At 37.6% G+C, this 15,083-nt stretch carries 14 protein-coding genes; 1 reads left to right on the top strand and 13 read right to left on the bottom strand.

Translation table 11 applies throughout. From position 1 onward, the window contains the following. Nucleotide 1: 1 nt before the first annotated feature. From WKT09_RS08710 to gabT, 3 genes are all read right to left on the bottom strand, one after another. Nucleotides 2-1,342 carry an MFS transporter gene (locus WKT09_RS08710; protein ID WP_340415679.1) on the bottom strand — a complete coding sequence of 447 codons (1,341 nt, stop codon included), beginning with the start codon at nt 1,340-1,342 and terminating at the stop codon, nt 2-4. Between the two features lie 296 nt (nt 1,343-1,638). Beyond that, entirely contained in the window at nt 1,639-3,036 is a 1,398-nt protein-coding gene (locus WKT09_RS08705; protein WP_340415678.1) for an NAD-dependent succinate-semialdehyde dehydrogenase, read from the bottom strand. A 100-nt stretch (nt 3,037-3,136) separates the two neighbouring features. Beyond that, a complete protein-coding gene (gene gabT / locus WKT09_RS08700) occupies nt 3,137-4,444 on the bottom strand; it encodes a 4-aminobutyrate--2-oxoglutarate transaminase (RefSeq protein WP_340415677.1) in 1,308 nt (435 codons plus the stop codon). Nucleotides 4,445-4,614: 170 nt separating this feature from the next. Here gabT and gabR point away from each other — a divergent pair, with 170 nt between their 5' ends. Continuing rightward, nucleotides 4,615-6,030: a MocR-like transcriptional regulator GabR gene (gene gabR, locus WKT09_RS08695; RefSeq protein WP_340415676.1), complete on the top strand. Its 1,416-nt coding sequence runs from the start codon at nt 4,615-4,617 to the stop codon at nt 6,028-6,030. Nucleotides 6,031-6,130: 100 nt separating this feature from the next. Here the strand turns inward: gabR and WKT09_RS08690 are convergent, their stop codons facing one another. The 10 genes from WKT09_RS08690 to WKT09_RS08645 form a co-directional block, all read right to left on the bottom strand. Beyond that, nucleotides 6,131-6,895 (bottom strand): LamB/YcsF family protein, encoded by a 765-nt coding sequence (locus tag WKT09_RS08690; RefSeq protein WP_340415675.1) that lies wholly within the window; start codon nt 6,893-6,895, stop codon nt 6,131-6,133. Nucleotides 6,896-6,919: 24 nt separating this feature from the next. Further along, a complete protein-coding gene (locus WKT09_RS08685; RefSeq protein ID WP_340415674.1) occupies nt 6,920-8,260 on the bottom strand; it encodes an acetyl-CoA carboxylase biotin carboxylase subunit in 1,341 nt (446 codons plus the stop codon). 34 nt (nt 8,261-8,294) lie between these two features. Further along, nucleotides 8,295-8,534, bottom strand: coding sequence for an acetyl-CoA carboxylase (locus WKT09_RS08680; RefSeq protein ID WP_340415673.1), 240 nt, complete (start codon nt 8,532-8,534; stop codon nt 8,295-8,297). Nucleotides 8,535-8,552: 18 nt separating this feature from the next. Next, nucleotides 8,553-9,524, bottom strand: coding sequence for a 5-oxoprolinase subunit C family protein (locus WKT09_RS08675; RefSeq protein ID WP_340415672.1), 972 nt, complete (start codon nt 9,522-9,524; stop codon nt 8,553-8,555). Then, a complete protein-coding gene (locus WKT09_RS08670; RefSeq protein WP_336267420.1) occupies nt 9,521-10,390 on the bottom strand; it encodes a 5-oxoprolinase subunit B family protein in 870 nt (289 codons plus the stop codon). The genes WKT09_RS08675 and WKT09_RS08670 overlap by 4 nt, the downstream gene beginning before the upstream one ends. A gap of 153 nt (nt 10,391-10,543) precedes the next feature. Further along, nucleotides 10,544-11,161, bottom strand: a complete 618-nt coding sequence (locus WKT09_RS08665) for a nucleotidyltransferase family protein (RefSeq protein WP_340415671.1) — start codon at nt 11,159-11,161, stop codon at nt 10,544-10,546. Continuing rightward, a complete protein-coding gene (locus WKT09_RS08660; protein ID WP_340415670.1) occupies nt 11,142-11,993 on the bottom strand; it encodes an XdhC family protein in 852 nt (283 codons plus the stop codon). Before WKT09_RS08660 ends, WKT09_RS08665 begins: the two co-directional genes overlap by 20 nt. A gap of 22 nt (nt 11,994-12,015) precedes the next feature. Next, entirely contained in the window at nt 12,016-12,336 is a 321-nt protein-coding gene (locus WKT09_RS08655) for an XdhC family protein (RefSeq protein WP_340415669.1), read from the bottom strand. An 84-nt stretch (nt 12,337-12,420) separates the two neighbouring features. Beyond that, a complete protein-coding gene (locus tag WKT09_RS08650) occupies nt 12,421-13,278 on the bottom strand; it encodes an FAD binding domain-containing protein (protein ID WP_340415668.1) in 858 nt (285 codons plus the stop codon). Beyond that, a partial coding sequence (locus WKT09_RS08645; protein ID WP_340415667.1) for a xanthine dehydrogenase family protein molybdopterin-binding subunit occupies nt 13,275-15,083 on the bottom strand: 1,809 nt, incomplete at its 5' end. The genes WKT09_RS08645 and WKT09_RS08650, both read right to left, overlap by 4 nt.

Raw genomic sequence — 15,083 nt, 5'->3', positions numbered from 1 at the left:
TTTATTTCCCCTCTACAAATGATTCGTCGTTAATATCTTCCAATCTTTGTCCTTTTGTCTCAGGCGCTAAAAAGATTGTTATCATCAATCCAGAAAACCCAATAAATGCAAAGAACCCTAAGGCAGCACTATTCCCCCAAGCTGCAACTAAGTTAGGGAATACTAATACCCCTAAAATGGATCCAATTCTACTTACAGATGTCGCAAATCCTGATGCCCCAGCACGAATATTCGTTGGGAATAATTCTGTCGGATATACGAAATTTAAAATACCTCCACCCATATTAGAGAATAAAACTGCTACACTAAATAAAACTACTAAGAAAGTTAAAGTTGGCTGAGAGTTAATCGTTAAAATAACTAATGCTGTCGTTAAACCTGCAAAAGATGTAATTAATAATGGACGTCTCCCCCAATTTTCTACTAAGTTCATACCGATGAATGCACCGATTAAACCGATAATACTAACGATGGATGAGGCAATATATGTCGCCTGTTGTGAACCTTCTGTAAACGCCGATAAAATGGTCGGAGTATACATTGAAATTCCATAATATGCTGTCGCATAACAGAACCAAAAACCAGTTACAAAAATGGTACGTCTTCTTAATTTTGGTGAGAATAAATAGCTGATTTTAACTTTTCGTTGTGGTTCTGGTTTAATTTCTACTCTATTTCCGGTTAAATCATAAATGATTTGTTGTGCCTCTTCTTGTCTTCCATGCGATGCTAGCCATCTAGGTGATTCTGGTAAACCAATACGGAAAATAAAGATAATTAATGCAAAAAGAGCTCCTAATAAAAACATCCAGCGCCATGCTGATTCACCAAGCGGTAATAATAAAACCCCTGAAATATATGCCGTAACAGCTCCGACAAACCACATCATTGCAAGGAATGTACCTTGACGACCACGATTTTTCGTTGAACTAAACTCTGCTACTAAGGTTGCGGATATCGGATAATCGGCACCAACTCCAACTCCGAGTAAAAACCTAAATATAATTAACCAAATGACATTCGGTGCAACCGCAGTTAAAATCGCAAAAATAACGAAAGCGAATAAATCGATGGTAATCATTTTCTTACGACCAAATGTATCGGTTAATTTCCCTAACCAAGCTGCTCCTATAAATGAACCGATGATTGCTGAAGCAACTAAAATACTTTGTTCTAAAGGAGTAATCCCCCATTGTTGAATAATTAACGGCATCGCAACCGCGATAATCGTTAAGTCAAATCCATCTAAAAATGTTCCACCAGCGGATACAATTGTTACTTTACGTTGAAACCTTCTTAACTTTTTCTCATCTTTCGGATGATCTAAATAATCAATACTCATTTTTTTCTCTCCCAATCCTCTGAAATTCGCTACGTTATTTATTCATCTTTTGTTAAATCGCTAAATTTATACGTTGATCCGCCTCCTTGTCAGATTTTTTGCGCACAAAAAACCCGACAAGAAAAGACGCCATACAAACATTGTATGTGTCCTCTCTATGTCGGGGTTTCTCATCCTTATTCTCTACCCGAGATATATAATTATTTCCTTATGGAAGAATTTACTTTCTCAGTATATTTTATTTAAGAAAACATGTCAACTTCTTATCCTTCCCAATTACATAACGTTTACAATCATTATACATTCCCAATCGATAAATATTTCGTTTCTAAATATGGTTCAATTCCTTCTATTCCACCTTCACGGCCTAATCCACTTTCTTTCATTCCACCAAATGGGGCATGTGCAGCAGATGGTCCACCATCATTCCAACCAATAATGCCATATTCCAGTTTTTCATGTAATTCAATTCCCGTACGGTAATCATTAGTAAAGAAATACGCAGCAAGGCCAAACGGTGTATCATTAGCAATTTTCACCGCTTCCTCAATCGTTTTAAATGAAATGATCGGAGCAATCGGTCCAAACGTTTCTTCGTGCATAATATCCATGTCTCCCTGTACATTTTTTAAGACCGTTGGATAGACGAAGTAATAACTACTCTCATCGTTTGCATCATATTTATTTCCTACTAACACTTCTGCTCCTTTATCAATTGCATCTTGTACTTGAGCTGCAATTTTCTCATATGCGCCTCGGTTAATGACAGGACCAATATCTGTTCCTTGGTCCATCCCATTCCCTACTTTTAATTTTTTTACCTTTTCCGCTAATTTCTGAGAAAATTCATCTACAATACTTTCATGCACAATGATACGATTCGCACAAACACAAGTTTGACCAGCGTTTCGATATTTAGAAATAATCGTTTGAGCAACCGCTAAATCAATGTCTGCATCCTTTGCAATAATAACAGGTGCATGACCACCTAATTCCATCGTAACGCTCTTTACTGTGTCTGCACTATTTTTAATGATGGACTTTCCGACTGGTGTCGATCCTGTAAAAGTAATTTTTCGAATTAGTGGACTTTCCGTAAAAATATCTCCAACCTCTCTTCCACGACCATTGACACATTGAATCGCCGCTTCAGGAATACCAGCTTCATGAGCAAGTTCTACTAATCGTATCGTCGTTAATGGCGTTTCTACTGCAGGTTTTACGATAAATGTACAACCTGCTGCAAGCGCTGGGGCAGCTTTTCTTGTCATCATCGCTACTGGGAAATTCCAAGGAGTAATCGCAGCAACAAGTCCAATTGGATGCTTGCTCACGACGATTCGTTTTTGATCATTATTTGCTGGAATCGTTCTACCATAAATTCTTTTCGCTTCTTCCGCATACCAATCAATATAATCTGTTGCATAAATTACTTCTCCCATTGATTCACTTAACGGTTTCCCATTCTCTTTCGTCATTAATTCTGCAATTTCAGCCTGATGCTCTTTAATTAATGCGGACCATTTCAATAGTAATTTTGCACGTGCATGAGCATTCCATTCTTTCCACGTGTAAAAATAATCATGACCTTTTTGAATCATATCGCTAATTTCTTCGGGTGTATTCATATTAATTTCTTTTACTAATTCACCTGTAGCAGGGTTTGTTACTTTAATTGTCGACATGTCAAACATCCTTTCACATATAAAGTTAATTTCTGTTCGGTATTCCTTCTTTCTGTTCCCTATAAATATAAAATAAAAACCATTTTTTTACCTGATTCATATTCGTACCTTATTTTACGGATGCAAATGCTTCTGTTAAAATAGCAAATCCTTTTTGAAGTTCTTCATCTGTTGTGACTAATGGTGGTAAAAAGCGAATAACATTACCATTAATTCCTGCTGTTAATAATAAAAGTCCATGCTCATTTGCATATTTCGCAATTTTTGCTGTACGAGTCGGTTCTGGTTTCCCATCCTCTGAAATAATTTCCACTGCGACCATCGCGCCTAAACGACGAATTTCTCCAACAAAATTATATTCCTCTGCATAAACAGATAATTGCTTTTCGATCTTTTCCCCAATTTCTTCTGCTCTATCACAAAGATTTTCTTCCTCCATCACATCCATCACTGCGAGTGCCGCTTCACAAGCAACTGGATTTCCTGCAAAAGTTCCTCCTAGTTGTCCAGGTCCCGGTACTTCCATGACGTCTTTCCTTCCAACGACCGCACTTAAAGGCATACCTGCTGCAAGTGATTTAGAAATCGTCATTAAATCAGGAACGACTCCAAAATGAGATTCAATCGCAAACATTTTTCCAGTACGTCCAAATCCTGTTTGAATTTCATCTGCTACAAATAAAATACCATGTTTCGTACAAAATTCGCGTACGTGCTGTACGAATGCTTTTGGAGGAATGATAAATCCACCTTCCCCTTGAATAGGCTCCATTACAATACAAGCAACCATTTCTGGGGCAACCATTTCAACAAAGAATGCTTCAAATTGTTTAATTGCCTCCTCTATAAAACCTTCCTCTGACATTTCGGCTGGTTTTTGATACATATATGGGAATGGTGCTTGATAAATTTCTGGTGTAAATGGTCCAAATCCAAATTTATATGGCTTTACTTTACTCGTCATCGCCATTGTTAAATTCGTTCGTCCATGGAAACCACGTTGGAATGTCACAACTGCTTGTCGATTCGTATACATACGAGCAATTTTTACGGCGTTTTCTACCGCTTCTGCTCCAGAGTTTAATAAAATTGCCTGTTTATCAAACTCTCCTGGTGTTAACCCTACTAGTTTTTCCGCTACACGAATATATCCTTCATACATCATACAGTTAAATCCTGGATGTAAAAATTTATCTACTTGATTTTTAATTGCCTCTGTTACTTTAGGATGTGTGTGACCAACATTTAATGTACCAATTGCTCCTGCAAAATCAATCCATTCATTTCCTGCTTTATCCACTAATGTTGCATTTTTCCCATGATCTGCAATGGCTAAATTTCCATTACTTACCCCTCTTGGTACAAATTTTTCTCTCTTTTCTTGTAAATCCTTTTGTATATCGTTTGTTTTTATCATCTTATACCCTCCTAAATATATGTAAACACTAAGATTTTAACTACATGCCAACAAAAACTACTGGAAATTGTAAACATTTTCTATTATCTATTGATTATTATAAGCATATTTTGGTATTGTTAAAAGAACCAGTTTTATCTTTTCATTAGAACCAAAAGGATGTGAATAGGATGATTTTAATTCATATAGACAAAAGTCAATCAGCGAGTTATTTATACCAACAAATATACAAAGAGTTTAAAAATAAAATTTTAGATCGTACATTTAAAGCACATGAGAAACTACCGACAAAACGAAGTTTATCCGAACAGCTCGGAATTAGTATTAATACGGTAGCGAATGCGTACGAACAGCTTTTGGCAGAGGGATATATCTATACTATTGAACGGAGTGGATATTATGTTGAAGAAATCGCTCCATTTTCTACGGTGAAAAATGCCGACGATGATTTTCCTTCCCATTTACGAGAAAAAGGGAAAAATAGAAGCAGTTCTGTTTCTTTATCACACATGACGGCAGATATTGATGAATTTCCTTTTCAAGATTGGATGAAATGTCAAAAGGAAGCAATCAAACAGTTTAATGAAGAATTATCAGAAATTGGACATCCACAAGGCCCATATGAAGTTCGAAAAACGATCGCAAAGTTTATTGCCCTTTCTCGTGGAGTAAAATGTGAGCCGGAACAAATCGTCATCAGCGCAGGGACACAACCACTTGTCGAACAATTAATGTCACTAACAGATGATACAACAACAGTTGCAATGGAATCGCCAGGATATCCTAGAATCTACTCGATGCTCACCAATCATATACAATTAGATACAACATTAATCCCATTAGATGAACATGGTGCAAACATAAAGGCTGTGGATCAATCCAACGCTGACTTTTTATTCGTTACTCCTTCCCATCAATTTCCATCAGGGAAAATTATGCCCATTTCTAGAAGAATCGAATTATTAAATTGGGCACTCAAAAAGGAAAATCGGTATATTATTGAGGATGACTATGATAGTGAATTTAAATATCAAACAGATAATATTCCCTCTCTCCAAAGTTTGGACCAACATCAACGTGTCATTTACTTTGGGTCATTCTCTAAATCACTTTTACCGACCTTACGCATTAGTTATATGGTATTGCCGATTAATTTATTAAAAATTTATCGCGAAAAATTTTCAGATTTAATTAATTATACAAATACATTGTCCCTCTACACGCTTCATTATTTCATCCAATCTGGCATGTATGAGCGACATATCAAAAAAATGACACAACATTATGAAAAGAAACGAAACCTTCTCATACAAACATTAAAAAATACATTTAAGGACACATGCACTATCCATGATATTCCGGCTGGATTGCATTTCACAGCAAGTTTTATCACAGATAAGTCATATGAAGAAATCGAACGCTTAGCCGAAGAAGCAAAATTGGAAATCTATACTTTAAAGCGCTTTTCGTTAAATGATGAATATAAACAATCCAAAAATATTGAACTCATTATTGGATTTGCCAATACGAAAACAGATGAAATAAAAGAAGCCATTAGCCGACTGTATCATATTTTCCATGTGTAGGATCATCAAACCTTCGTCATGAACTATAACATATAAAGCTATCTGAAAAAGAGTGAACAAAGGCCTCTACACTTTACTTTGTCCACTCTTTTTTTACCTGTTATCCAATTATTTCTCTAACTGGTGCAATTTCGATATTTTCTGCTTTTAATGCATGGACAATCGCTTTTGCTAAATCGACCGCTCCTGGAGTATCACCGTGGATACATACCGTTTCCACTTCAATCGACGCATCTTTATCGTCAAATGTTATGACTTTCTTTTCTTTCACCATTCGAACGACACGCTGAGCCATTTTTTCATAATCATCTATGGCAGAACCTTTACGTGTTAAGACAAGATTGCCATCCTCTGTATGTTCTCTATCAGCATACCCTTCTTTCGCTACAGGAATTCCCATTTTTATCGCTTCTTCTAACATTGCGGAGTTATTTACTGCAAACACAATCGTGTTTTTATCGACATCATGGATAGCCTCTAAAATTGCTCGCGCTACTTCTTTATTTTCCATCGCTTGCATATAAAATGCTCCATGTGGTTTACAATGGTCGATCCCAACACCTGCGGCACGTGCGAATTCACGTAAAGCACCCATTTGATAGGTAATAAAATCTTTCATCTCAGCCGTCGTACAATCCATCTTCCGGCGCCCAAAACCTACAAGATCAGGTAATCCTGGATGGGCACCGATCGCAACACCATGTGCTTTTGCAAGACGAACGGTTTCTCTCATAACGTGAGGATCTCCTGCATGGTAACCACATGCAATGTTCGCTGACGTTATATATTGCATCATCGCTTCATCATTGCCCTGTGTGTATAAGCCAAAACTTTCGCCCATATCACAATTTAAATCTACTTTCATTTTGTCCACCACACAATCCATTCATTATTTATTAAACTCATCTAAAAATTTCGTCGTATAATTTCCAGTAGTGAATGCTGCTGCATCCATAATTCTTTGCAATAATGGTAAATTACAAGTAATTCCTTCTACTTCCATTTGTTCTAACACTTTTCGCTTTTTAGCAATCGCGTCATTACGGTCTGCTCCATGGACAATAATTTTTCCAACCATCGGATCATAAAATGGCGTCACATCGGTTCCTTCTTCAATTCCAAAGTCAAATCGTCCAACACCTTCAGGTAAAACTAACTTCGAAATTTTTCCAGGTGATGGAAAATATGTTTTTGGGTCCTCTGCATATAACCGACTTTCAATGGCATGCCCTTCAAACTTTATTTCCTCTTGTGCTAATGGTAAAATTTCATTTGCTGCAATCCGTAATTGCCATTCTATTAAATCAAGACCTGTTACTTCTTCGGTTACTGGATGTTCTACTTGTAATCTCGTATTCATCTCTAAAAAGTAAAAGTTCCCATCTTTATCAAAGATAAATTCCATCGTACCTAAATTGGAATATCCGATATGTTTTACACCTTGTACTGCTGCCTCTAGCAATTGTTCACGCAAGGAATCCGTTAAAAAGGGGGAAGGTGACTCTTCTATTACTTTTTGATGTCTACGTTGAACAGAACACTCTCTTTCGAATAAATGAATCACATTCCCTCTCTTATCTGCCGCGATTTGTACTTCAATATGGCGTGGCTCATCAATCCATTTCTCTAAAAAGATTTGATCATCTGAAAAGAAATTTTTCGCTTGTGTTTTAGTCGTTTCATAAGCTGATACTAGTTCTTCCTCATTTTGTACGAGCTTCATCCCGATGCCTCCACCACCAGCACTTGCTTTTAACATGAGTGGATAACCAAGCTTTGTTGCCACCTGTTTTGCTTCCTCTAAGGATTCAAGCCGTCCATCTGCTCCAGGTACGACCGGAACACCAGCCTCAATCATTTTATTTCGAGAAAGTAATTTACTTCCCATTACTTCCATCGTCTCTTTATCTGGACCGATAAACGTAATACCCGCTTCCTCACAACGCTCGACAAATTTGGCGTTTTCTGATAAAAATCCATACCCCGGGTGAATCGCATCCACCCCTCGTTCCTTTGCAATCGTTATTACTTTATCTATATTTAAATAGCTGTCCTTCGCTAAAGTTCCGCCTATACTTATTGCCTCCGTTGCTTCTTTCACAAATGGAGCTTCTGCATCTGCATCAGAATAAATAGCGACCGTTTTAATTCCAATTCTGTCACAAGTACGAATAATACGTCTCGCTATTTCGCCACGATTAGCAATTAATACTTTTTCAAATAAAGCCAAATCCTTTCACCTCTGCCTCTTCCCCAAACTATGATTATTCAATTACTGCAATATCTTGACCTGCTTCTAACATTGTTTGGTCTTCTACTAAAAACTCTTTTAATACTCCATCCACTTCTGCTTTTACTTCATAGAAATTTTTCATTACTTCTACTAAACCGACCACATCCCCAGTTTTTACCGCCTCTCCTTCCTTTACATACACATCTTGATCTGGTGCTGGTTTACGATAAAATACTCCTGGAATTGGTGATACAACATTTTGACTACTCATTTCATATTCCTCCAATAACTATATTAATTGTTTTCTAATTTGATCTAATTTTTCTTTTACTTCTTTTCTAGCTTCTAGCGCTTCTTCAATCGTTAAAGAAACAAACTTTACTTTTTCTCCCGATTTAATTTGTGCCATTTTATCTAAATCCGTACTAATAATTGTTGCAATCGTTACATATCCACCACCTGTTACAGCATCATTTAATAATGCAATCGGCTCAACGCCGTCAGGTACTTGAATAGAACCGATTGGATACCCTAAATCAACCACGTTAGACGGGTTACTACCTGCACCAAATGGTTGTTCTCTCTCTACAAAGTTCAATCTTTCCCCTTTGAAACGGTATCCGACTCGATTGGCTTCAGGTGTTACTTGCCATTCTAAATCAAAGAATTTTTGTTTACTTTCTTCTGTTAGTCGGTAACTACATAAACCCATAATCACTCTAATTTCATGGCTCTTTCCATATGTAGGAATAAGAGAAGCATCAATTGATTGACCAATTTGTACATCTACCCTCGCTTCATTCCCGATTGCTAAAACATCTCCCTCTTGTAATGGACGACCATCTAACCCACCAATGCCACATAATGTGTATGTGGAACGTGATTCCATAATAACTGGTACATCGATCCCACCACGAACTGCTAGATACACACGTGCTCCACCTTTTACAAAGTCAAAAGATAGAACATCTCCGGCCTTTATTTCTAATGTTTCCCACATTCCAACAGGTTCATCATTAATTTTGGGTGGAATTTCTCCACCTGTCATAGCGATGACCGCATCTTCTTCAAATTGTAGTTTCGGTCCCATATATGTAATTTCTAGAACCGCACTATTTTCATCATTTCCAACAAGTAAATTACTCGTCGTAAATGCATATTTATCCATCGCTCCTGATGGTGGCATACCTACTTCGTAATGACCAATTCTTCCAATATCTTGCACCGTCGTTTGTAAACCAGGTTGCAATACTTTAATCATGCATATAACCTCCTTATCACATCTTCAGAAAATGCTTTCGGATCTTTCAATACATCTTGTGGTTTATACGAGAAATCTTTCGTTAAATATTCAAATGTTCCTTCTTCTACTTCCTTACGTATAGCATTGTATTCGTCCAATGTAACGCTTCGATATCTAAAAATATCGCCTTGTCTTGGGAACGTCATATCATCTTTAAAATCTTTATTTCGCTGTTCTTTTTCATAAATTGGTGCTGCAGCTGTACCGAATAATTGGTACCCTCCAGCTCCTTCTACAGGATAAATAACTGCAAACGCTCCACCAAATCCAAATGCCCTTTCTGGTGTAAACGTACGAGGTCTCACATATTTTGGTACTTCAATCTGTTTTTCTTGTGGCACCATTTGATAACACCAAGGAAGACCTGGCACAAAACCAATCATCGAAACGAGATAAGGAGAATCTGTCATCGCTTTTATTAAATCCTCTTTGGAATCATACCCATTAATGCGTGCAGCATATTCTAAATCCGTACTTTCCGGATCTTGATGTCGATCCCTGAAGCGCATTAACACTTCATGTGTCCAAGGATCTTCAAAAAAGATCGGAACATCAACGATACGTGAATTAATTGTCATGTCCTCCCAAGACACTTCAGCTTCTAACTTCTTTAATTTCTCTATCACTTCATTCGGATGAATTTCTTCCGGAACAAACCGAATCATAAATGAAGCGTTTCCGGGACAAATATCGATAATACTATTTAAATTTTCCTCTTTTAATTTATTCGTAATAGCCATCGCTTTAAAGTTTGCTTCTAGACTCATCTCTTCTGACAACTCAACGAAAATAAACTCATCGCCACCATATTCATAACGAATCATACATTTCCACTCCTTCTCATGTAATCGCTTTCAATAGAACGATATTAAAAAACATCTTTTCAAAATGTTCTTACAATAAAATTAACACGTTGTTCACTTTTATCAAAGGACCAAAAAAATAAATGAATGGTACCAAACTTTATTTGAACATCTTCAATCATGTTCCACATCATTCCATTTCGCAAGTGCTACTTTATATTGTTCAAACGTATCGATATCTTCATGTATAAACGGATCATCTACTTCGATGAATACGCGTTTTATCTTCTCTGTTTGAATCGCCCGTAATCCCTCATCCCCTCGTAATTGATCCACAATCTGAGGAGGGATATTGTTAACATATACTGGATGACCAACTTTCCCTTTATGTTTTGGACGTATCATAATTGGCATATCACATGTATATTGTTGCCCATTCTTTATAACCCGTTTGATTGTGTCATCTTGGATAAATAATACATCCCCTAAAAAAATGACGATTGGTTGAGAAGATATTTCAAATACTCTTTTTAAAGAGGTGCTTTGTCCCTCTTTATATGTGTGATTTATAAGCCAAGAAAAACGTTCATCATGTACTTGAACGCTCTCCATTATTTTTTCATATTCATGTCCTATCACACCATAAACATGATGAAAAGGAAAGGCGAGAATTTTATCGATTACATGTTGTAACATCGGCTTTTCAGAAAATGGGAGAAGTTGTTTCGTTCTTCCCATTTTGCTTCCTTTTCCTGCTGCAAGAACACAAGCGTTAATTGGTTCCTTGCACATAGGTTATTCCCTTTCCTACTTTCTCATATGTAGAAGTATGGCGATGGATTTGATGTTGGTCATGTAAAAATCCACCTTGATGCCCTTTTTGAACAGCAATAATTTCACTTAAAATACTGATTGCAATCTCTTCCGGTGTTTCTGCACCTATATCTAATCCAATTGGATTATGCATTTTTTGGAGTATTTCACTTGAAAACATCACACCATCTTCTTTTAATTGAGCAAGCATCTTTTCTCTTCTTGAGCGGGGACCTAAGACACCAACATAAGGGGAAGGTGATTGTAATGCAAATTGTAATGTTTCACGGTCTTTTTCAATATGGTGATTCATAATAATCACGTACGTAAAAGAAGAGACCGGAACTTTTTCCGTAAAGGATGAAGGATGTGCAATAATACGCACACAATTTGGGAAATTTTCCACAGTATTAAACGTTTCACGGGCATCTACTATCGTCGTTTCAAACCCTAATGCATGACTGAAATGTGCTACTGGAATCGCATCATGCCCTGCACCAAAAATAATGATTTTCGGTTTCGGAATGAACATATCTACGAAAACTTGGATTGTATTTCCATTTTTCAATATTACTTCTTGCATTTCTGATTGACCAAGATGTGCCTGCATTTTCTCGAATAGGATAGGACGTAACGCATGGATGATATCTGCTTGGTCAATCGTTGTTTCTATTTTCCCACTTTCCGTCATACATAAACGCAATGGCCGATATTTTTCTTTTGTTTCTAATTGGATAATCGTCGCTAAACAACATTTTTCTTCTCCTTTATTTGCTGCCAACCAAAGGGCATACGCTTTATCTTCCATCATTTGTTCCCCTCCCTTTCTTCTACTATGAGACTGGTTCAATATATACTTGCACCTTTCCAGGACACCCTAATCCTAATCCCCAAACTAAATCTTCATCCATATCATAGCATTTCAATAAGGGTGTACCAGATGCTAATACGGTTTTTGCTACTTCTCTTACATCAGATTCCAAACATCCACCAGATATTAAGCCGACATGATGTTCTGTTTCATCTACGTACATTTTGGCTCCTTCTCGGCGATAGCTCGACCCATACACCTTTACAACTGTTGCAACAACCGCTTTTACACCATTGTTTTTTGCTTGTTGAATTGCATCATATACTTTTTCATTTTCTCTCATTGTGTACCTACCTCCAGATACAACTTTGTAAAAATAATGGTAAAGAACCATTCATTTTCTTATTCTTTACCATTATGCTACTTCTTATAACAGTACTTCTTGCAATGCTCGTTTCACAAATACTTTCGTGATATGTTCACGATATTCCTCTGATGCAAATAAGTCTTCCCCCATATCTCCATCTTCGGTAGCTAACTGTGCAGCTTCATCGATTAATTCAGCAGTTGGGGTTTGTCCTTCTAGCGCATCTTCGACTTCTTCAGCACGGTATGCTACATCTCCAACTCCTGTAATACCGACTCGGATAAAATCAATTTCATTTTTCTCATCAACACCTGCAATAACCGCCACTCCTACTACAGGATATGCTGTCGCAGGGTGAAAAAACTTAACATATGTTTGTTTTGCATGAGCTGGTGGTAATGCAAAACTAACTTCCGTTACCACCCCAGTCTCTGGAATCGATGTAATTAATGGTCCTAGTACAAAACCTTCGAGCGGTATATCTTCTTCGCCATCTTCACTAACAACTTTTAAAGATGCGTCTAATGCAATCGCTACTGCTGGATAGTCTGCAACTGGATCCCCGTGTGCAAGATTACCTCCAATCGTACCTCGATTACGAATTTGTAAATCTCCAATGACACTTGCTGCCTTGGCAAGCGCTGGGATTTTCTCTAAAATAAGTTCATCTTTTGATACATCATAATGTGTCGTTAATGCACCAACAACTAAACGATTCTCTTCAACACGAGCACCCTTTAATCCTTCTATTTTACTAATGTCAATTAATAACCCAGGCGTTGTAATTCGAAATTTCAATAAAGGAAGTAAACTATGTCCACCTGCAAGAATGGTTCCTTCCCCATCACTTTCCTTTAATAATTGAACAGCTTCCTCTACTGTTTTCGCTCTTTTATAATCGAACTTTGCAGGAATCATTGTTTACCCTCCCCTTTCTGTATCGCTCTCCAAACCTTTTCAGGTGTTAATGGAAGACTAATATTGTCGACATTAAATGGTGCAAGTGCATCCATCACCGCATTCGCAGTAGCTGCAATGGAACCAGTTACACCAGATTCCGCAACTCCTTTAGATCCTAGTTGGTTTACAGGAGATAATGTTTCTGTAAAATCCATTTCAATTTTCGGGAAAAATCTCGCTTTCGGCATGGTATAATCCATAAATGAACCTGTTTGTAGTTGACCTTTGTCATCATATTTAATTTCTTCCCACAATGCTTGTCCTACACCTTGTGCAATAGCTCCTAAAATTTGCCCTTCTGCAACGAGTGGATTGACAATTTTACCAGAGTCATCGACAGAAATATAACGTAAAATTTCTACATGTCCTGTTTCTGGATCAACCTCTACAACGACAATATGTGTACCGAATGGATACGTGAAATTCGACGGATCAAAAAATGTTTTTTCTTCTAATCCTGGCTCAATTCCTTCCGGCATATCCCACGCAAAGTTTGCTGCTTTCGCAATTTCTTGGAATGTTTTTCGCATAGTCGGGTCAGATTTGACAAAATAGACACCTTTTTCAAATGCGACATTTTCTACTTCTGATTGTAATAGGTGAGCTGCGATGATACGTCCTTTTTCTATCACTTTATCAGTCGAAAGGGCAACTGCATTTCCTCCAACTGCTAAAGATCGTGATCCATATGTTCCCCACCCCATAGAAACCGCTTTCGTATCATTGAAAACAAAATTGATATCTTCATATGGGATCCCAAGCTTATCTGCGACAATTTGCGTAAACGTCGTATCATGGCCTTGTCCATGCGGGGAAGTACCAGTAAATACTGTTACCTTTCCTGTCGGGTGTACACGAACCGTCGAATTTTCCCAAATACCTCCTTGAAAACCGATGCCACCTGCTACTGCTGAAGGGCCAAAACCGGACAATTCAACATAAGAGGAAATTCCGATACCGATATAACGTCCTTCTTCCAAAGCAAGTTTTTGCTCTTTTCGTAGTTTTTCATAATCGGCAATTTCTATTGCTCGATCTAAGGCCTTATCATAATCACCACTGTCATATACTAACCCTTGTGCATTTGTAAAAGGGAACTCTTCTTTTTGAGCAAAATTCAATTTGCGCACCTCTACAGGGTCCATGCCGATCTCTTTAGCAAAATCACTTACAGCACGTTCTAACATAAATGTTACTTCTGGCTTTCCAGCACCACGATAAGAATCTACAGACATCGTGTTTGTATACATTCCATATGTTGTAACTTGTGCTTTCGGTATTTTGTATGGACCAGACACCATTAACCCAAAATCAATGGTCGGGTTCCCAGGTCCGAATGTTGCTAAATACGCACCGATATTAGCATGATTTATCACTCTAATTGCTGTAATTTTTCCATCTTTCGTTCCTGCAAGCTCTACATCTACCATCATATCTCGTCCAGCATTTGCAGATTGGAAATGTTCGTTTCGTGTCTCTACCCATTTCACTGGACGCTTTAGATCGATTGCCGCATACGACACGAGTGCTTCGTCAGGATATACACCAATTTTCCCACCAAAGCCTCCACCCATATCGGCCACTTTTACTTGCAATCGATGTTCAGGAAAATCTAACACTTCTGAAAGGACCATACGATGAATATGTGGGTTTTGTGAACCAACATATAACTTTAATTCACCATTACCCGGATTATATTGTGCTAATGAATTACGTGTTTCCATCGGGCTTGGCGCAACTCTCTGTGTACTATAGTCTCCACG

Source organism: Pseudogracilibacillus sp. ICA-222130 (genome assembly GCF_037892545.1).
In the GTDB taxonomy this organism is placed as follows: domain Bacteria; phylum Bacillota; class Bacilli; order Bacillales; family Amphibacillaceae; genus Pseudogracilibacillus.
Note: the sequence above shows the minus strand (reverse complement) of the source record. Positions and strands in the feature narration are given on the sequence as shown.